At 59.8% G+C, this 19,983-nt stretch carries 11 protein-coding genes; 6 read left to right on the top strand and 5 right to left on the bottom strand.

Annotated features, from left to right (window positions below):
* Positions 1-141 precede the first annotated feature (141 nt).
* The 4 genes from LAP85_18840 to LAP85_18855 all read right to left on the bottom strand — a co-directional run bounded on the left by LAP85_18840 (position 142) and on the right by LAP85_18855 (position 12,699).
* On the bottom strand, positions 142-2,481 hold the full coding sequence (locus LAP85_18840) for a hypothetical protein (GenBank protein MBZ5498461.1): 2,340 nt from the start codon (positions 2,479-2,481) through the stop codon (positions 142-144).
* Between the two features lie 495 nt (positions 2,482-2,976).
* Complete coding sequence (locus tag LAP85_18845; GenBank protein MBZ5498462.1) at positions 2,977-6,042, bottom strand: glycosyl hydrolase; 3,066 nt, start codon at positions 6,040-6,042, stop codon at positions 2,977-2,979.
* 716 nt (positions 6,043-6,758) lie between these two features.
* The gene (locus tag LAP85_18850) at positions 6,759-7,640 is read right to left on the bottom strand and encodes a VWA domain-containing protein (GenBank protein MBZ5498463.1); all 882 of its coding nucleotides are present in this window, start codon (positions 7,638-7,640) and stop codon (positions 6,759-6,761) included.
* A gap of 1 nt (position 7,641) precedes the next feature.
* Positions 7,642-12,699, bottom strand: a complete 5,058-nt coding sequence (locus tag LAP85_18855; protein MBZ5498464.1) for a tetratricopeptide repeat protein — start codon at positions 12,697-12,699, stop codon at positions 7,642-7,644.
* Between the two features lie 612 nt (positions 12,700-13,311).
* On the opposite strand from LAP85_18855, the gene LAP85_18860 reads away from it, so the two are divergent.
* From LAP85_18860 to LAP85_18875, 4 genes are all read left to right on the top strand, one after another.
* Positions 13,312-13,611 carry a PadR family transcriptional regulator gene (locus tag LAP85_18860; protein MBZ5498465.1) on the top strand — a complete coding sequence of 100 codons (300 nt, stop codon included), beginning with the start codon at positions 13,312-13,314 and terminating at the stop codon, positions 13,609-13,611.
* A 12-nt stretch (positions 13,612-13,623) separates the two neighbouring features.
* Positions 13,624-14,184, top strand: coding sequence for a permease prefix domain 1-containing protein (locus LAP85_18865; GenBank protein MBZ5498466.1), 561 nt, complete (start codon positions 13,624-13,626; stop codon positions 14,182-14,184).
* 125 nt (positions 14,185-14,309) lie between these two features.
* Entirely contained in the window at positions 14,310-14,924 is a 615-nt protein-coding gene (locus tag LAP85_18870; protein ID MBZ5498467.1) for a DUF1579 domain-containing protein, read from the top strand.
* 169 nt (positions 14,925-15,093) lie between these two features.
* A complete protein-coding gene (locus tag LAP85_18875) occupies positions 15,094-16,221 on the top strand; it encodes a hypothetical protein (GenBank protein ID MBZ5498468.1) in 1,128 nt (375 codons plus the stop codon).
* A 113-nt stretch (positions 16,222-16,334) separates the two neighbouring features.
* Here the strand turns inward: LAP85_18875 and LAP85_18880 are convergent, their stop codons facing one another.
* Positions 16,335-16,796, bottom strand: coding sequence for a dual specificity protein phosphatase family protein (locus LAP85_18880; protein MBZ5498469.1), 462 nt, complete (start codon positions 16,794-16,796; stop codon positions 16,335-16,337).
* A 544-nt stretch (positions 16,797-17,340) separates the two neighbouring features.
* Here LAP85_18880 and LAP85_18885 point away from each other — a divergent pair.
* Both LAP85_18885 and LAP85_18890 read left to right on the top strand, forming a co-directional pair.
* Complete coding sequence (locus LAP85_18885) at positions 17,341-18,651, top strand: NCS2 family nucleobase:cation symporter (GenBank protein MBZ5498470.1); 1,311 nt, start codon at positions 17,341-17,343, stop codon at positions 18,649-18,651.
* 308 nt (positions 18,652-18,959) lie between these two features.
* Positions 18,960-19,973 (top strand): hypothetical protein, encoded by a 1,014-nt coding sequence (locus tag LAP85_18890; protein ID MBZ5498471.1) that lies wholly within the window; start codon positions 18,960-18,962, stop codon positions 19,971-19,973.
* The last annotated feature ends 10 nt before the right edge of the window (positions 19,974-19,983 follow it).

A 19,983-nucleotide genomic window follows, 5' to 3' on the forward strand; every position in this document is an offset into this window, starting at 1 on the left:
GGCAGGCGGAACCGGAAAATCCATTTGGTTGCCGGACGTTCGAGTTTCTTGACCGTACGGGATGGGAGACCGGCTCCGCAGGAGCACTAAGAAATCCTTTTCGTGCGAGAAGCCCATATGGAGCCGCGAAATGTTATCTGGTCAGGATAATTCGCGTGCCAGGGCCGGAGAGTGGCCGAACTTGAGAACCGTGGAACTCAGGAATGCCGCCAAATACAAACCAATGGCAAGCCAGTAGAGAGACTGAAAACCAAAATACATCGAGTTGTATTCCAGGAGCCCACCACACATCGCTCCCAAAAGATTGACCGCCATAACACCCGAAATTCTTCCCGTGTTCGCAAGCAAAGTCGAAAACACAATTCCCGAGAAAAAGACAGGGCAGGTTAAGACAATCGCCGTCGCCAGCTTGCCGACCGGAGTCGACGGCAGGCCACCGCTCCTCGCAATCACCAGGCCCAGCAACAGACTGGCCAAAAGCAACAGGTACGGTATGGTGGGTTTCAAAATGGCCAGCCATCGGACAACGGTGTTCGCCAGATATGCCATAATGAGAATCCCCGCCACGACAATGCCAATGACTTGCCACGTGTTGCCGAACGCGAGACCCATCTCCGTTATGCCCTTGGTCTCCACCAACATGAAACCGGCGCCCAAAAAGAAGAAAGAAGCTTCACTGAGGCAAGGCCGTTCCGGAAGAAAATTGGTGAAGAAAGCGACGGACAAAAACAGCACCAATGCCACCATGATCAGGTACGACGCCGGGTACACACGCTTCGGCATGTAGAAAAAGGGCCAATCGTCCGTTGACACGTCCGCTTGGACTCTGGAATCCCCATATGCTCTGGAAATGTCCACAAAGCCGGCGCGGGCAATAATATCGGGGGAGATGTTCAACGCGCCATCCTTGGACTGGAAGAATATGACAGAGTTATCATATTTGGCCTGCACGCAAACCGGCGGGTGACCGTCGAATGCCTTCTCCATCATGAGATATATCTTGCGCCCGATCTCCTTGGACAATATCGAGAAAGACAGGCTGACAATGCCATCCTTGGTGAGGCGTGCCCGGGCTTCCTGCAAGCCTTCTACAGTGTAGACGAAAGAGTCCAGCCTCACACTGGATGCATGGCTGAGCAGGGTATGTGAATCCAAAAGACCATAGACGATGAGATCATAAAACCGGTCCGTTGTTCGCAGAAATGACCGAGCATCGTTGGTGATGCACGACACCCGGGAATTCGAGAAAGGTCGTTCCGGATGAAACTTGCTGCCGAGAGTCTGAATGGCAGGATCAATTTCTATCGCGTCCACTCGCTCCGCGCCCGCGCGCAGCGCAGCGGCCACATCGTTGCCAGTGCCCGCTCCCACGACTGCCACCTTCCCTACGCCAGCGCGAAGACGGTACGGCAGTTCGTAATAATTGCCGATTTTCCGGAGGCTAGGAGATGCCAACTGGCTGGCAAACGACAAATCGAGGACGCGCTGATAATAGTGTCCCGCGGCTCGAATCATTGCGAGACCGCGTTCGTCACTCCCGCGCTCGAGGAGTTGATAGGGTGAGTAGATCCGCTCCCAGCCGAATGACACCGGCCATACCAGGATCACAAGGCCCGCTAATGAAGAGAACACCGCAATCAACAGGGCGCGTCGTTGAAAGACCTGGAAAAGGAGGAGCACGGAGAAGGCAAGGACGAACCAAATGGCCGGTGGTGTCCACAAGAGGCTGACGCCCAACATCAATACTACCCCCAGCAGGCTTCCCAAGAGGTTTAAACCGTAGGAGCGGAGTTTCTCGGTCCGCTCGAGCAGCCGCCCGCAGACCTGCCCAATCGGCACAAAGGCCAACGCAGTCAGGAGAAACACCACAGCCAGAAAGAAGTAGACCGCGACATATTGAGAAAGAGTGCTTGCCGTGCCGACACCCATGTTGAGCTGCTCCCGGAAGGGAGTCAGAGAGAGGCTTCGCGTGCCTTCGGCAGGCAAGCCATATCGCAGAAAGATCAGCAAGCCCATCTGTAGAGAGAGTAAAGGAGCGGCAAATACCAGGGGTATCCGGTCGCGTCCGGCAAGAGCATAACCGAGCCCCAAGCCGGCAAAGCAGGCAAGGAGGCTGAGATTCTTGTAAAAAGCGAAGAACTCCCATACTGTTCCCTGCCATCGGATGACCGCAAGCTCGAGGAACAGGCTTAGTGCAGCTCCGGCGACAATAGCGGGAACAAGATACGTGTCTGGGAGAAAATCGATGAATTCGACCTGTTTCCGGCACAGAGAATCAATGGCAGGTCCAGATTTCCGAAGAAACCAGTCGAATGAGGCGCCGATTGCGAGGGCAATAACCACATCCCGGACGAATCGGAGAATCAGAATTGCATCGAGCCCAGACTCAAAAAGACCGCTGTGACACCCTGCCAACACAGGCGGAAGCAAACAACTCAGCAGAAAGCTGATTTTGACAAGTCGGATGAAAGAAAGAGCCACGCAATACCCCCCCTCAATTCAAACATTCGAGCACAGCCGACTACTCGTCACAGCGACTCATCGTCACTACCGACGTTTCAAATAAACATTCTCCTGGGCTTGGATGGGCTTATTACCGGGCACTGCGGCAACACTTCCGGCGGCGCAAAATATTGGTCTGTTATTCCGTAGCGCAGCTCGACCCGGCGTGTCGCCTGGAAACTGACGTTGGCATGGCAGGCCAGCCTGGTCCCATGGCGGGAAATAGAAGTTGATCCCTTCTACACCCCTTCCCTGGCAAAAATCAGAAGGATGGAAACATCGTGAACTGGGCAGGGAATGTGGCCCGGACCTTCTGCCAGAAGTGTGCCTCGGAAGCTGCAGGGGACGCAGCCCAGGAGAGGAGACCACCAACTTGGCAGGTTATTTCACCCATCGATGAGTCCGGGCTTTTGTCTGCTGAGAAAACGTGCAGGGACGGGCTCCGTGCCCGTCCCTGCATCTGTCCGCGGTGCGCTATCGGTATAGGATGTAGTTCTGCGCCGGCAGCGGCTTTACCTGGAAACTTTGGATGGGCCCGAGGTAGGTGACGGTGTCTCCCTTCTTCAGGCCAAGCTGGGCCGAATAACGGCCCAGCGCAACCGCCGGACCGCCGCGTCCCCGGCCGCCTTGACCGAAGCCGGCCGCACCCTGGCCGCCGCGGCCCTGCTGGGCTCCGGCGCCGCTCTGGGCACCACGACCCTGCTGGGCCTCGGCTGCCGGCTGGGGCGGCAGATCTCCCCGCAGATCCCACTCGATGCGCCGCAGGCCGGCAGTCTTGTCGAGGGTCATTTGCCGCACCTGGTTCCCCTGGGTGTTCCGGATTGTAAGCACGAGCTCGGTACCCTCGGGCAGGGTTTCGCGCACGTGATACGTGAAGACCGCCCCGTTCGGCGGATTCCGGGTGGTGTAGTTGCCGCCCAGGGTCGCCACGCCGGCCGCGCCGGCGTTGGCAACGCCCCAGGGCTGGAACTGGTAGACAGGCCGCAGCGGGAAGAGCCGCACATCCTCGGCCAACGCCTGGGCGCTCACCTCGCGCAGCGCGCTGTAGTCGTCGAGAATCCAGAAGCCGTTGCCGAAGGTCGCCATGACCACATCGTTCTCGCGCTTCTGGATCTCCAGGTCGCGCACCTGCGTCGGCGGCATGCCGCCGCGCACCTGGATCCAGCGGTTCCCGCCGTCCACAGTGAAGAACAATCCGAACTCGGTTCCCGCAAACAGCAGGTCGCCGTTTACGTGATCCTGGGCAATCGCCCACACGTCGTGAAGCGGCGGCAGGTTGCCCGAGATATTCTTCCAGGTGCGGCCGCGATCGTCACTCCTGACGATGTACGGCTTGTAGTCGCCGACCTGCCAGTTGTTGAGCGTGACGAAGATGACGTCCGCGTTGCGCGGCGACGCCGCGACATCGGACACATAGGTCCACTTCGGCACGTCGGGAAAGTCCTCGACCCTGCGCCAGTTGGCGCCGCCGTCCTCCGTGATCTGCACCAGACCGTCATCGGTACCGGCGATGATCATGCCGTCAAGCAACGGCGATTCGTCAATCGACACGACGTTGCTGAGCGGAGTCGTGGATTCATGGTATGCGATCGAATCCTCAGGCCAGACCTTGCCCATGATCGGCAGAGTGCGATAGTCGAGGTTGCGGGTCAGGTCCGGGCTGATGCGCGTCCACGTATCACCACGGTCGTCGGAGCGGTAGACGAAGTTCGACGCCCAATACAGACGCGTGTTCGAATGAGCGCTCGTGATGTACGGCGTATCCCAATTGACCCGGTCGCCGGTGCCGCCACCGCGACCGCCGCCACCCCGGCCGGCACCGCCGGCGCCCCGAGCCGCAGCACCCGCACCGGCTTCCCTGGCTTCGGGTGTGGGTGGTGCGCTCAAATTCAGAGTATTGTTGGGACCGGGGCGGATGCCGGTCGACCTGCCTGTACGCCGATCGAAGCGGACAATGCCCCCGCTTTGCGACGACGCGTAGATGATGTTCGGGTCGCCCCGATCATGGCGGCTCACGAAGCCATCGCCTCCCACAGTCATGTACCAGTCACTGGTCCGGATGCCGGAGACGAATGTGGTGCGGGACGGACCGCACAGCGAGAAGTTGTCCTGGGTACCGCCGCAGACGGTATAGAACGGCTCCTCGTTGCCGGCCGAGACGCGGTAGAACTGGGTGATCGGCAGGTTGGCAAACAAGCGCCAAGTGTCACCGTCGTCGTAGGTCTCGTACGCGCCGCCGTCGTTGCCGATGATGATATGTTTCGGATCTTTGGGATCGAAGGCAACCTCATGATGATCGACGTGCACGTTGAAGGCGCCGCCGACGCCCATGTCCGCGGTGCTGTTCTCGATGCCGATGTTGGTCCACGTGCGGCCGCCGTCGCGGCTCCACTGGAAATTCACGTTGACCGACCAGATCGTGTCGGGATGCCGGGGATCGACGAAGATTTCGCTGTAGTAGGCGGGACCGCCGCCGCGATAATCCGACATCCGTGTCCACGAGTTGCCGTTGTCATTGGAGCGGTAGAACCCGCGTGCGTTGTCTGCCGTCGGCGCAGGCGGCAAGGGTGGCGGTTCCGCAGGCGCGGCGCCGCGACCACGGGCCTGCGGAGCCGCCGCTGCGCCACGGCCACGGGCCTCCGCGTCCATCGGCGGCTCTTCGCCACGCCCACGGGCGCCGCCGGGCATCTTTGCGTCGATCAGCGCGTAGACGCGTCCCTTGACCTTGGGATCGGTCGCCAGCGCGATTCGGCCGACTTCACCGGGAGGCAGCCCGTTCTTTAATTTATCCCAGCTTTTGCCGCCGTTGGTCGTCCGGAACACCCCACCGTCCGGGCCGCCGCCGATCATCTGACCGACGTGCCGCCGGCGCTGGTATGTGCCGGCAAACAGCGTATCCGGATTGGCTGGATCAAAGGCGATGTCGGTTACGCCCGTGTCGTCATTGATGAACAGCGGCCGGGTCCACGTCTTGCCGCCATCGGTCGTCTTGTACAGACCCCGATCGCCGCCGGCCGAAAACAGCGGGCCTTGGGACGCAACCCACACCACATCCGAGTTGCGCGGGTCGATCAGAATCTTGCCGATATGCTCGGACTTCTCCAGCCCGACCCGCACCCAGCTTTTGCCCGCGTCCGTCGACTTGTAGAGTCCTGTGCCGAAATGGGCGCTGCGCTGGCTGTTGTTCTCCCCCGTGCCGAGCCATACGACCTTCGAGTTCTTCGGATCGACGACCACGCAGCACAGCGAAAAGGCTTCGACCTCGCCTGATCGCGGAAAAATCTGGGTGAACGTAAATCCGCGATTGACCGACTTCCACAGGCCGCCGAAGGCGGACGCCACATAGTAGGTATTCGAATCGTTCGGGTCGATCTCGACGTCGACCACACGGCCCGTGACCAGCGTCGGACCGATGCTCCGAACCTCCATCGCGGAGAACATGTCGGCCGTCAGCCGATCGGAGCCCGACTGCTGACCTGTGACGATGCCGACCACGGCAAACAGCGCCGCCACTGCTGCAAGAAACACAATTCGTCTCATGGATTTGTCTCCCGGAAACGCCTTGGGAGGATGCCCGCGGTGGGCCATTCTCCCCTCGGCAAATGGCTTCCCGCCACAGTGCCTGTCATTACCGTGGCGGCGCTCGCGCAACGAAAATCTGTGAGGGCCCGACCGGCACCTCTGAATCCGCAAGGACCTGAACCGGTATCTCTCACCAGGGCTCGTAGTGGGCGGCATAGACGGATAGGACGGATATGGAAATCAAGCTGCCGTTTTGATTCTGATCCGTATTCGTGCGGACCTCGCTCCGGCCTGATATGGGGCTGCTGTCCACTTGCACCGCCTCTCCGGCAGTGGCTGCGATCATAACTCAAAACGATGCTGCAGGATATAGGATTGTGGCACACTACCGGCAGACGGCCGGGCGCGGAAAATCCTGTCTATATTCGGGCCGTGAACGAGCAGGCGCCCTGCGCATCATGTCGCGCCAGGACCATTCACGACCGCATCGATCTGGGCCCCTCGGGCCCAGAGAAGTTCAATTGCAGTTCAGACGCTAATTGAACGAGAGCGCGGATGCCGCTGACGGGCGGCAGCAGGTCGCTGCCGCCCGTCAGCACCAGCACGCGGCCAACAGCAGGGATCCAGTCCTTCGGCGGGGATCGTCGGTATCGGGATCGCAGCCGCAATTGCAATCGGTTTTTCGGACTGACAAGATCTGCTGCGACTGCGATATCGAAGTCTACCAGCTTATCTTATTTCGGGAAGTAGCCTTCTTTGGCGTGGATTCTGACGTTGCTTATCCCCTTCAACGCGAGTTGGATGGTTCTCCATTTTGAATCCACGACGGGGGGAGCCTCGTAGGCAAGCATATATGTATTTTGCAGGCTTTGCGTGATCTTTTGAAAGATCTCGTCGATGTCGCGTGACTGCCGGATAGTATAGGTAGATGCTCCGGTCCATGACGAAATCAGCTTGAGCTGTCCCAGGAATCTCGGGCTCGTGAGCGCCTCGCCCTGTGCGATTGTATAGATTGGCGTTCCAGCGCTCCGGGCGCGCGTCATGGCTGCGCTCGCATTGAGAAAACTGGCGTTTTCTCCGCCATCCGTAAATGCGATGATGCTCTTCTTCCCTTTTTGCCTGGACAGGTCCGTCGAGATCTGGGCAATCGCATCGAACAGAGCGGTAGCCCCGCCCGCGCGTATGCCCAATACGGCCTTCTTGGCGGCATACTTGTCTCGGGTGAATTCCTGCAACTGTGCCAGCGAGGTAGTGAAGGTGTACACAGCAAACGAGTCGTCCGCTCGGAGGCTATCGATCAACCTGAGTATCGCGTTCTTCACCACCGGGAGGCCGGCCTGCATACTGCCGGTGCTATCGAGCAGAATTGCGCAGGAGAAATCTGCGGTGGCAGCCTCGAACGCGGCGATCTCCTGGCGCTCCCCATTGTCACGGACCTCAAATTGATCCTTTGTCAGATTGGCCAGATATCTCCCCTTCTGGTCGGTCACAGTCGCGTAGACTACAACCTGCCGTACCTCGGTCTTAAAGACCAGGACCTGATCCTGGCCCGACACCGACAAGAGCCCGCCCAGTCCCAGCAGCGCACACGCAGAGACGGCAACCTTGTTGAGCATCTCACTCCTGCCTTTGGACCAGCTTTTTTACCAGCTCGTCGTTGAGCTTCGAATAATCAGTGACCACGGAGGACCAGTCGCGCAGGTCGGTGAGCCGCATCGAGCGAAAGATCCCCAGCGCCAGGGGTTCCGCGAGCGTGCCAAGAAGGGAGGCAGGCATTCCTGCCCGGTCAAAAAATTCGGCGAGGAAGATCTTGAATTCAGAGGTGCGCGCAGCAAGCTTGTCGGGAAACAAAAATCTTTCGAAATACTCATAGGGTGCGAGCCTCAGCAAGTGGGGATGGCTGCAGTAGCCTATGGGTTGGAGGTCGGCCCCGAGAGTCTGAAGGCGCAATCCATCATTCGCTGCCGCAAATCCGCGGAGGGCAACGACCGTGGGGGAGTCAGCGGGATTGGCTTGGTATCGACGGAGGTACTCCTCCCCAAGATGGTAGAGATCGCCCAGCGTGATCGAATCCCAGACATTCTTCCAATCCCTGGAAAGGAGAGCCTTCAGCAGATCGGCTCTGCGGGAGAATGAAAGCAGGCCCGGGACCGCATCAGCCAGATCGGCAAAGATCTCGGGCCGCCCGGCTGCCTGCACAATCCACTCGCGCGCACTTCGTATCTTCAGACCGACGAGGCGCAAATCCTCGTCCTGCAAGTCGCCCCAACGGGAGGCCCGAATGGAGCCGATCTGGGAAATGAAGAAGGGCTCGATCCTTTCGTCCTCCCGCTTGAAACCCGCAAAGGCGACTCTGCCGGCGATGGCGCTGAAATCAGCGAAGCCTCCGAGAAAACAACTTCCGGCCGTGCTGTCGGTGAGGACCTGCGCCTCATACAAAGGTATGGGAGCTGTTTGAGCTTGCTGCAGATGCACGAACTGATGCTTGCGAAGTAAGAGAGGATCCGCCGAAACCGGAAGATCGTCCGGGCTCAAGTAATAAGCATAGACTATGCCTGCCAGCGCGATCTTGACCTGGGGATTAATGACACGGAGCAGTTCCGCGGTGAGCTTCTGGACATCTTGGGGGGTCGCGGGCCGCTTGGCCAAGGTCTGCTGCAGCTTTGCGATGAGATTCGTCACCTCCGCGGGCTGAAAGCTGAGCAGGCTGTTCTTAAGCTTCCCCTCGAACTTGATCGATTCAGGGATCTCGACCGTCAGCAGGCCACGACTGCTTTCCTCCAGGAGCTTGATTTGCATCTCCCATCCCGCGGTGCTTGCCGCGAGGCTTCCGGCCGCGTCGTAGATGCTGAAGAGCGTGCGCAGTGAGGTGACCTTCTGCAGTTCCAGCACGCGCCGGTAGTTCTCCCGCCGGGACTTGGTGGCAGCGAGCCGTCGGCTCTTGTCAGCCGCCTCCAGGGTCCCCGCGATTGGAGAATCAAGAAGAAGCCCCTCCATTGCTTCATCCGGATCCGAGGGCGCTTCCTTCAGCGCCTGCCGCAACACTTCGCGGGTGATCTCGAGAGATGCAGCCGTCAGATCCCCCGGGTCTCGGGCCCGCGCGAACCGGTCGCAGACAGTGCTGAACAGCTTGGTGCTTTGCTGCTCGTCGATCCTCCCGGCCTGCCGCAGAAGGCAGAGCAACTCGATGAGCGAATGCAGTTGACCCATCAAATCATTCAAGCGCACAGTCTCGTAGTCCCGCACCTGAGTTCCGAGCGCAAAAAACTTCTGAAACTCAGCCGCACTCAGCCCGGTGAGAATGGCGAAGTAGGGCCAGGCGGGCTTGTAATGCCCGAATTCCTGCGCCAGCATGAGGGCGGATTGTTCGTCAAGCGGCACCCTGCGATGGTTTTCGATGCTGGCGACCGCGAGAAAATTGTCCAACTCCGATTGCTTGACGCGGTTCGTCGTGTAGCTGGTGCGCATCAGGCGTGTCAGAATCCGGTCCTCTTCCTCAGGAGCAACCAGTTTTTCTGCCTTGCGCAGAAGCGCCGCCGTCCCGGCAAGGGAGTCGGACTGCCCTTTCGCCACCATCCACACCTGCGGACTGCCGGGGAAACGCACATGCAGGTCGGCGTCGAGGGGCACACCTCGGATGAACTCAATAAAGGGGGCAGTCCTTTGGGAGCGAGCGGCGCCTGATTGCAGATCGGGAGATTCCTGGAAGAGCTCGTAATACTGCATGGCGCGGGCGGCGTTCTGCGTAAAGAACTCTTGATGTTGTGCGTCGAGCTGGGCGAGGTTGAAGTAGAAGGCCAACATCTTGCCGTCGTCCTTCTTGAGCAGAGTCCGAAAGAACACTCCTGGCGAATTGAGCCGTGCGCCTACCAGTTGCTCCCATACCGGCGCTGCCTTGTCTCCCCCCGGAAGTGTCACATGCCTGCCGATTACAGCCATCGCCGAGGAATAGGAGTGAAGCAGGTCCGCATATCTTTCCGACAGCTGCTTCAAACCGACGTCCTGCAGCAGCGCCGTCGCGCTTTCTGCATCGAGCGCTGAAAGCCCGACATATATTTTGGCCAGGTTGGGATTTCGCACCAGGGCCTCCGCAAAACCGCCCGCCAGATTCCTGTTCGCATAGAATTGATTGCGCCAGAGATCTTCCCCAAACAAGATCGCGACCTTGTCATCGACGATCCCAATACTAAAAGCATGGCCTGCCTGGAGGTCTTCCTGCATTGCGAGCTCGTCAATATGCAAGGAAGCCGCGGTAAGCCGGAGGTCGGCTGCTGGGCCCTTCTCCGCGATCTCAACCTTAACGGCATTCTTCGAGGCCTGCAGCCTCCAGCCGATCAAGCGCAGCACTTCCTCCGTGGCCTTGCGGGACTTTTCATCTTGCGTGGAAAGAACGACCGTGACCCGGGAACCGACGCGCGTGCCGTGGCGTTCCAGCTCGGTGATCCGCCTGAAATGCTCGATGATCCCGTCCACATAATCTTGTGCCTCCTTCACCCTCACCACTGCCAGGTAATCCAGAACAGTCCGGCTGAATCGTGCGAAGAATTGTTCCTGTGCCCCCTGCTCTTTTCCCCGGGCCGCAAACATGAGAGCTTGTATGCCACCGGGAATCAGCGCCCCCTGGCCGTTGTGCGCGGCGACGCTGCCCAGCATGGATGCGTATTCCTTGTGCCCGACCTTTTCGATCCTGACGGCAAACCATTGCGCACGTTCCAGGTCGGCATCACGGAGAGCCACCTGGAAACCGCGCACCAGCGTAGGGAGATAGTCCGACTCTGGAGGAATCTTCTCCAGGGCCTGCGCCAGCATCTGATAGCACCTCGGCGCGTCGCGGCCGTAAGAGTCTTCCACTTGTGCATAGCGACGAAGCAGCTGCAGATCCTGGATTGAGGCAGCGGCCCGCTGCAATGTGCGGCGCGCTTCGTACCACCACCCGAGCTTTTCTTGCGCATAAGATTTCGCAAGGTGGATCCGGGCGGACTCCGGCGCAGCAGCCAGACCGGCGTCTGCAGCGCGCACCGCGCCCGCAGGATCGTCCATATCCAAGAACAGACGCGTTCTGCTGTAATGGGCGGACTCCAGCCCGGGGTTGGCTGCCAGGGCCCTTTCCCATAACTGGAGCGCCTCCTGTTTTTGTCCCAGCTGCTCCAGAAAGTCTGCGTACGTGCCGCATACGGCGGCGTCTTCCGGGAGGACGGCGACTGCCTTCCGGATATGGCTGAGAGCCTTTTCAGGATTGTTATGCTGCAGATACAGGCGGATAAGATTGGTGCGTTCGGTCAGAGGCGCTCCCCCAAGATCGAGACCGTGCTCGAGAGCATCCGCGGAGTGCGTCCAGTCCTTTATCTGGCCATACAGGCCCGCGCACCAAAACCAGAGATCCTGATTCCTGCTGTTTGCTGCAAGGCTCTCCTCGGCGAATGCAATGGCAGCCCTAAGGTCCTGTCGGGCGGCACTGATCCTGGCCAGATCTTCCGACACCTGCGAATTGCCGGGCTGGAGTTCACGGGCGCGCATCAGGGCAACCTCTCCCTGTGCCGGATCTCCGATCACAAACCGCGTGTGGCCGAGCTCCGCCAGGTGCTGTGCGTCATCCGGCTCCAGCTGGGTCAGATCATCCAGCAGAGCCGCAAGTCTGGCAGTCTCGTTTACGCGCCGGTAAAAGCTCACCGCCAGGTGCAATGCTTCGGCATCGTAAGGATTGATCGTCAGCACCTGGTCGAGGCCGACTCGGAGACGATCGCGCCGATCCGGCGTCAGCTCCGCCTCCTTGGCAAGCTCAGTGAGAGCCTTGACACGCTCTCGTAATTCGAAGCAAAGAGCGAGGTCCGGTTCATTGCCTCCGGCAGCAACCGCGAGCGCAGATACAACATCCACGGTGTTGCCCGAGCGATCAAGCAGTGCCGCCCGATAAAAATGGAAGCCCCTCTTGAGCGGCGGATCGGCCCATTTGAGCTCTGTGAATGATTGCGGTTTTCGATCCAGAAAATCCGCATAGTGGGTCAGCTGGAGAGGCGCAACCATTCCACCCGTGGACCGGGCCACTCCTTCAAGGGGAAGCCAGCGCTCCCCACTGGGTTCCCAATATGTGAGCCTCAGCTGGTGAACTCGAAATCGCTCGAAGAGACAAGCCTCAACCACCGGCTGCAGATCAGGAACCACCTCCTCAAATCTTCCCACCACAAGCACTGACGGCCAGTTCGATCTCGGCTCGTCCAGTGACGTCGACAGCAATGCGTCGAAGATCTGCGCCTTGCAGCGGATTGGAGATGCAGCGAGCAGTTTCCCAAGGTCGTTGAGCGCCGCCTGGAATCTGGCCAGGCTTTTGAAAGGACCCTGGCGCCGGACGACTTGGTCTTTAACGAGCACCAGGGTGAGCGGATGCGAACTGCCGACAGCCTGCCAGAGAGCAGTCAACTGGTCTCTTAGCTTCGGCATTTCCCGGTCTGACAGGGTATCGGCCAGGATCAGGACAGTCAGTTCGGGCGCAGGCTCGACCGGGCGCGAGACCGCTGCGACTATGCCCGCGTAGGTCCTGGCTGAGGCGATAGCCGGTGGTTCGGCAGTGTCCGCGCGAAGCAGGACGGATTGGGCACCCTGAATAAGGGACAGAGGATAAAAGACAAAGATGATGCCGAGCAGACTTTGGCGTAACGGCCTTAGAATTCGCGGCACTTGGCATTCTCCTGAGTTTGCCTGCAGGGGATAAGAACTCGTTCTTCAGAGATCCATCTTCCTGGCCTGTTTATAGGACATTCTATCCAGGGCAGGCAAGGGGAAAGCGGCAGGGATGTCGGGAAAACAGGGGGATTCGGGAGAGGGATCGGGAATAAGATGGGTCCGGGTTGGCGTGGGGATCACTGCAGCGAGGACACCATGGTGCGGGGGTGCGGGTGGGAATCCATGGGATCCCGCGCCCGGCAGCGGCCGCTCCGGAGATGGCGCATGATGCGGTTCACGATACCGGACTCTTTGGTGAGGAATAGCATGAGTTGCCTGCTTTCGAAGAGATGCAAGCTTCGGCGACGTCAGTGGCCGGATCGTGTCAGCGGGAACACGGTTCGCAGTCCGGGAACTGAGAGGAAGACGAGATCGTGGGTCCAGATCTCACCGGCGCCCGCCTCAAACGCGGTGAGGGCCATGGTCAGGTCAAGGGAATTTCCGGGACAGACTACTCAACTCCTAAATTGCATGTCTGTTGGTACATACTCGCATTCCTTAAATTAAAAGGGGCCCCGGTGCTCGTAAGATGTGAATACATCAAAATCGACAGAACTCCTGCAAGGCATGCTCGACATGCTGATCCTCAAGGCACTCGCGCTCGGCCCGCTGCATGGCCTCGGCATCTCGCGGCGCATCGAACAGGTTACCCGCAGGACGTTCCTGGTGGGTCCCGGTTCGCTGTTTCCGGCGCTGCATCGCATGGAGGAGCAGGGCTGGCTGGCATCGGAGTGGGGCGCCTCGGAAAAGAACCGCCGCGCCAGGTATTACCGCCTCACAGCGGCGGGACGGCGCCGGCTCAAAACTGAAACGGACCGATGGGGGCGCATTTCGCTGGCTATCGCGCGTGCCCTCGCGGCGAATTAAAGGATAAGGCCGATGAAGTGGGTGGCGCGAACTCGCAGTTTGGGCCGCAATCTGTTCCGACGCGCCCGGGTCGAACGCGCACTTGACGATGAGGTGCGCTCCTACATCGACATGCTCGCCGAAGAGAAGATCGAGAACGGCATGACACCGGGGCAGGCGCAGCGGGCAGCTCGGCTCGAAGCCGGCGGCGTCGAGCAGGTGAAGGAGGAAGTGCGCAGCGTGCGCGCGGGCGCCCGGCTCGAATCATGCGCGCAGGATCTCCGCTACGGTTTCCGTGTCCTGCGCAAGAACCGCGGCTTTGCCGCCGTGGCCGTGCTGACTCTGGCGCTCGGCATCGGCGCCAACACGGCCATCTTCAGCCTGCTGGATTCCGTTCTCCTCAGGCCGCTGCCTCAAGTCATGATCTGCCTGCCATTACTGGTAGCTGCCGGCCTGTTTATTCGCAGCTTTCAAAACCTCGAGAGCGTCAATCTCGGTTTTGAGGCCGCAAACGTGGTGCATCAGTTCAAGAGTTCTCGATTCCTTCAAAGACAAAAACATCTGGCACAACCGGAAGGAACAGGTAAAGTTTGATGATAGGGTCCCGGTGTCGCCTCGACCACGGGGATGGTCGGTTGCCCTGTTTCAGAAGGTCCCGTCGGTGCCGGCAAGGCGCCATGCGTTCCCGGGGCAGCCGCATCACGGAGAGGAGGAGGGAGATGAGGAACCTGAATGTCCCCGCGCTGGCGCTGATGGCTGTCCTGGCTGCGGGTTTAGCCTTCGCGATGCAACAGACCAAGAAGCAGGCGGCCAGTCCGCCCATGGATGAAAAGGCCGCCATGGAGATGATGCAGAAGTTGGCGACGCCGGGAGACGGTCATAAGAAAATCGATTTCCTGGCAGGCACCTGGACGGCGAAGGTCAGCGCGTGGATGCAGCCCGGGCAGCCGCCCTCGGTTTCCGAGGGAAAGTCGAAGAACACGTGGGTCCTGGGCGGCCGGTTCCTCGAGCAGCGTTTCGAAGGAACCTTCATGACTATGCCGTTCTCCGGTCTGGGCTACACCGGCTACGATAACTACAAGAAGAAATATGACTCGATATGGATGGACTCGTCCGGCACTTCCATGCTGCACACATCCGGTTCGTTCGATCCTGCGGGAAAAATCTTGACCACCAGCGGAAGCATGGACGATTTCACCACTGGCAAGGTCATCACCATCCGGGAGAAGATGACCAAGGTAAACAATGACGACGTGCTCTTTGAAATGTACGGGCCGGCGCCCGACGGCAAGGAGTACAAAATGATGGAAATCCGCTACGTGCGGGGCAAATAGGTCCTCGGCCGCGAGCGATACGAAGCAGCCCAACGTGGCTGCCGGCTGCCAGACGGTGCCCCAGCCTGGGAATTATGCAAGCCTCGGCCGCGTCCGGCGGCCGCGGCACACGGCTTCCCCGTCTTACGGGATGCCTTCCTCGCGTGGTATCATGGATTTGCCAAAGAATATGATTGGAAATCGTCGCTTCCTGTTTGCCGGCCTGGTCTTCATGCTCTGCATCGCGGGCCTGTCGGGAGCGCCGCAGATTCCGGGCGTTGCCGACACGCTGCCGGAGCGGCTCGAAGACCAGGAGTTCTGGCGGATAGCCACGGAGTTCTCCGAGCCTGACGGCTATTTCCGCTCCGACAATCTCCTCTCCAACGAGATGTCGATGCAGTATGTCATCCCGGACCTCCTCCTGCGGACGCGGCCTGGGGGCGCATACTTGGGCGTAGGTCCGGAACAGAATTTCACCTACATCGCCGCCGTGAAGCCGAAGATCGCGTTCATCACGGACATCCGGCGTGGAAACACGCACACTCAGCTGATGTACAAGGCTCTTTTCGAGCTCTCTGCGGACCGCGCTGATTTCGTTTCGCGCCTGTTTACCAGGAAGCGTCCGGATGGACTGGGCGCCTCAGCAACTGCGCAGGATCTTCTCGGGGCAATTTCCGCTGTTTCGGCAGGCGACGAGACCGCCTGCAAGGGAAACCTGAAGGCAATCAACGACCTGCTGGTTCAGAAGCACAAGTTCCCACTTTCGGACGAAGACCTCGCGGGCATCGAGTACGTCTACCACAGCTTCTACGCCTTCGGCCCGGGTATCAACTACGGCTCGACGGGCCAGGGTTTTGGCGGGCGCGGCGGCAGATCTTCCACCTATGCCGATTTGATGACCCAGACTGACGGAAACGGCGTCAATCGCGGTTATCTCGCCAACGAGGAAAACTACAAAATCTTGAAGGATCTCGAGGAAAAGAACCTCATCGTTCCGCTCGTCGGGAATTTTGCCGGGCCAAAGGCCATCCGGGCCGTCGGCAAGTACCTCAAGGAGCACGGCGCCACGGTGACGGCATTCTATCTTTCCAACGTCGAGCAGTATCTCGGCGGCACCTGGAACACCTTTTGCACCAACGTGGCAAGCCTGCCTCTGGATGAGAAGAGCACCTTCATCCGCGCATCCCGCGGCGGCGGTCTCGGGTATGGCTCCGGCGGCGGCCTGACCACGTCCCTCGGCAGCATGCTTGCCGAGACCAAGTCATGCGGCGGCATACAGCTGGTCCCGCCCGCTTCCGGTGAAGCCAGGAAGCGCTGACAATCCTTGACCGCAAGCAAGGCGCAGAAAGACGGCTGGAACGGAAGGACGCCCCGCAAGGCCGGCCACGACGGCGCGAATCATCCCGCGGCCAATCCTAACGGCGGCGACTTTCAGGAACCCGTTTCTCCGCTTCCCTGACTTTTCGTGTCGTTGCTCTCAAGCGATTGAAGATAGTTGGCAAAATTCTCGTTGAAGAGGGCGCCCGGCCTCTTCTCGCGCAAGAGCCGGACCGCCTCCTTGCCGCTCATGCCGAGGTAGGTCAGGGTCAGGCCGGCGACGAGCGCCGACCGGTTCAGCCCGAGCCCGCAATGGCTGAGGACTCGTTCCCCCCGCTCCACCAGCCCCGCGGCCAGTTTGGCGACGGCGTGCAGCTTCTCAGTGTCGGGCAGTTCGTCGTCATAGATCGGGAAGTAGATGTACAGCATCTGGTTGGGAATCGTCGGGATGCCGAGATCGACATCCCCGTCGAGATCAATAACGGCTGTGATCCCGTTATTGCGGATCGTTTCCCAGTCGTCAATGGCCGGCGAGAGGTAGAGCCTTCCCCCTTCATCGAGCGGCACAAGTTCCATGGCAAAGACCTTATCCCAGGACGCGTGGCGAATGCAAGGAGCCGGCGCGATCGCCACCGGTCTGGGATGTTATCGCCTCTTTCGATCAATTCCTCGATGTTCGGACATCCACGTGCTCCGAAACTGGCAAAAAGACCGGCAGACTTCGGTATCGGGATCGGTATCGCTATCGCAGTCGCAATCGGTCTTCCCAGACCGGAAAAGCCGATTGGAATGGCGTTCCCGATTCCGATATCGATGAGAAGAATGACTTTCAGGCCTGACGGGGAATTTGTCTGCCCCGTGCAGACCTCTCCCAGGTGTAGAATCTTGCCATGGCGACTCCTGAGCTGTGATTTGATCGGGGCGAGGGCAGCGGAGGGGCCCGGGGAGTTGACATGATGCCCCAAGCATGAACCTGACGACTCCAAGGGGGAAGGCGCGCGGGTTCCCTGACGTGGGATACGCAGCCAAGCCTTCCTGTCCGCCGTCGGTTTTCTCGATATTTACGGAAACTGGTGAAATGGTACTTGCCGCCAATTTTCCCGATAAGGAGAAATCCGTAATGTCTCGCAGCAGGATCTACTATCCCGAAGACAAGATTCCTTTGGTCCGTCTGATTCCCATGGGCCTGCAACACGTGGTGGCGATGTTCGGAGCGACCGTCTTGGCCCCCATCTTGATGGGATTCAATCCGCAGGTGGCCTTGTTCTTCTCCGGCATTGGAACACTCCTCTTCATCCTCACGACCGGTTCTAAGGTCCCGAGCTACCTTGGTTCGAGCTTCGCCTTCATAGGACCTGTGCTTGCGGTAACCGGTGGCGATGCGGCAAAAATCCCCTTCGCTTTGTCTGGGATTGCCGCTGCCGCCGTGCTTTACGCCGTTGCGGCGCTGATCACGATACGATGGGGCTCGAATTGGATCGACCGTCTCATGCCGCCCGTGGTCACAGGTTCGGTGGTGGCCATCATCGGCCTCAATCTAGCCTCCTCAGCTGTGACCAACGCCATCAATGCCGACTTGACGGTAAACAGCACCGCGGACCTCAAACGGCTGGCCATCGCCACGGCCACCTTCCTCACCGCCGCCGTGGTCTGCATCCATCTGAAGGGGTTTTTACGGCTCTTACCGATTCTGATTGGGGTAATTGTGGGTTACACGCTTTTTGCGCTTGTCGGCATGCTCGATCCTGGGAGCGTTGCCCTTATCCGCAGTGCCGCATGGATCGGCCTGCCGCCGTTTCAGAAGCCGGCTTTCAGCCTGAACGCGCTCCTGGTGATCGCACCGATTTTCGTTGTGCTCATTGCTGAGAACAAGGGACATATTGCCGCCATTTCCGGCTACATGGGCCGCGATCTCAATCCGCACCTGGGGCGAGCTTATCTTGGCGATGCTCTCGCCACCTTCCTGTCCGCTCTCGGCGGCGGAACGCCGCAGACGACCTACGCCGAGAACATGGGCGTTATGGCCATCACGCGAGTTTACAGCACCAGCAACTTCATCGTGGCGGCCTGCATCGCGATCCTGCTCGGGCTCTGCCCCAAGTTCGGCGCCCTCATCCAATCCATCCCCAATCCGGTCCTGGGCGGCATCACCGTCATCCTCTACGGGCTGATAACCCTCATGGGGATCCGCATATGGATCGACGCCAAGGTGGATTTCTCCAACCACAAAGATTTCGTCGTGGCCGGAGCTTCGCTCGTGGCCGCCACCGGCCTGGGGATCAAGGGCCTGACGGTGGCGGGCGTGAATATTGCCGGCATCGCTTTTGGAACCCTCATTGCCCTGGTCCTGAACCTGTGCCTCTCTATCGGCGGGGCGTCGCCCAAACGCCCGGAGCAGGACCATCAGGAGTCCCCTGATATGCAGGCATAAATGCGGCCTTCAATCATCGTGTCGGTCACGACGCAGATCTCCTGCCCTGGAAGTATGCAAAAAATCAGTATCCTGTGGTATCGTCAGGGCTGACAATCCTTCGCCGGGCGTCGTTCACGCCTCGTAGCTGGCACAAAGCCCCATATTGGAAGCTGCAAGGGACGCAGCCCAGGAGAGGAGACCACCAACTCGGCAGGTTATCTCACCTATCTGTTATCCGTCGACGAACTTCGTCAAATAGTGCGGAACCTCGTCGACCCGGGCGGGGCCCGCCTGCGGCACTTTGGTGTTCACATCGGAGATCAGTCATGGGAAGACCTTCACAAGCCCTGCCCTTCTGCTTGCTCCTGCTCTTCTCGTCCGCGCTCGCGGCACAAGGGCCGACCCGGGCCGCCGGCACGAACTCGCCACAATGCGCCGGCGCCCACATCGTGTTCGATATCTCTTCCATCGAGCACATCTTCCTGCGGCCAGAAGACGTCCTTGCGAACGATGAACGCTTCTGGGAGGCGGACGGTGCCTACAGGCTGGCCAAGCTGTGGCACGAACGAAACAACATCCCGATCCCCTACGACGAATGGCGCGAGAACCTTAAGCGGATCGCCAGCACGCCCGCTGCAGAGCGCTCCACTCACCCTGTGTTTGCCTTGGCCAAGGCGCTGGCGGACAGCTACACCGAGTTCATGAAACGCGCAATCCCGCACGTCTGCTCCTACCTGCCAGACGCCGACGTGAAGCTGGACACGACCGTCTACTTCACCGCCTACACGAGAGCCCGCGCCTTCATGACCCAAAGCAACATCGTCGTCAACATCATGCACCCGTATTGGCAGGGGGACCGGCAGCATATTCTGAATGCGATCGCGCACGAGGTCTTCCACATCGGCTATGGCCTTAACCCAACCTCCCTGGCGCTCGCACAACAGACCAACGATCGCTTCTACGGGATACTCAGGCAGCTGCATAACGAGGGAATAGCCACATATGTGTCCTACAAGGCGCTCGCGATTTACCCGGCGGCGGGTGAGAAAGACTACCAGCTGCTGGCGAACCCGGCGGATGTCGCCGACCTTCGGCGCCAGCTCAATGCGCTGTTCCAACAGGCGGCCTCTCTCTCCCCAGACGAACTGCAGAAGCGCTCCTGGGACATCGGTGTCACCCAGCGCGTCTACTACGTTGTCGGTGCAGACATGGCGAGGACCATTGAAGGCAAGGCCGGACGAAGAGCTCTCATCGAGACCATCAACAAGGGACCGCGCTCGTTCGTGGCAGCCTACAACGCCCTTGTGCGCGCTGCTGAGCGAGTTGTCGAGTTGCGGTGAGCGCGTCCAC

This window comes from Terriglobia bacterium (assembly GCA_020072565.1).
In the GTDB taxonomy this organism is placed as follows: Bacteria; Acidobacteriota; UBA6911; order UBA6911; family UBA6911; genus JAFNAG01.

Excerpts from the sequence above, each read along its gene's own strand:
- LAP85_18845 (MBZ5498462.1), bottom strand. The coding sequence starts at position 6,042 with ATGAGACGAATTGTGTTTCTTGCAGCAGTGGCGGCGCTGTTTGCCGTG.
- LAP85_18850 (MBZ5498463.1), bottom strand. The coding sequence starts at position 7,640 with ATGCTCAACAAGGTTGCCGTCTCTGCGTGTGCGCTGCTGGGACTGGGC.
- LAP85_18860 (MBZ5498465.1), top strand. The coding sequence starts at position 13,312 with ATGCTCGACATGCTGATCCTCAAGGCACTCGCGCTCGGCCCGCTGCAT.
- LAP85_18865 (MBZ5498466.1), top strand. The coding sequence starts at position 13,624 with ATGAAGTGGGTGGCGCGAACTCGCAGTTTGGGCCGCAATCTGTTCCGA.
- LAP85_18870 (MBZ5498467.1), top strand. The coding sequence starts at position 14,310 with ATGAGGAACCTGAATGTCCCCGCGCTGGCGCTGATGGCTGTCCTGGCT.
- LAP85_18875 (MBZ5498468.1), top strand. The coding sequence starts at position 15,094 with ATGATTGGAAATCGTCGCTTCCTGTTTGCCGGCCTGGTCTTCATGCTC.
- LAP85_18880 (MBZ5498469.1), bottom strand. The coding sequence starts at position 16,796 with ATGGAACTTGTGCCGCTCGATGAAGGGGGAAGGCTCTACCTCTCGCCG.
- LAP85_18885 (MBZ5498470.1), top strand. The coding sequence starts at position 17,341 with ATGTCTCGCAGCAGGATCTACTATCCCGAAGACAAGATTCCTTTGGTC.
- LAP85_18890 (MBZ5498471.1), top strand. The coding sequence starts at position 18,960 with ATGGGAAGACCTTCACAAGCCCTGCCCTTCTGCTTGCTCCTGCTCTTC.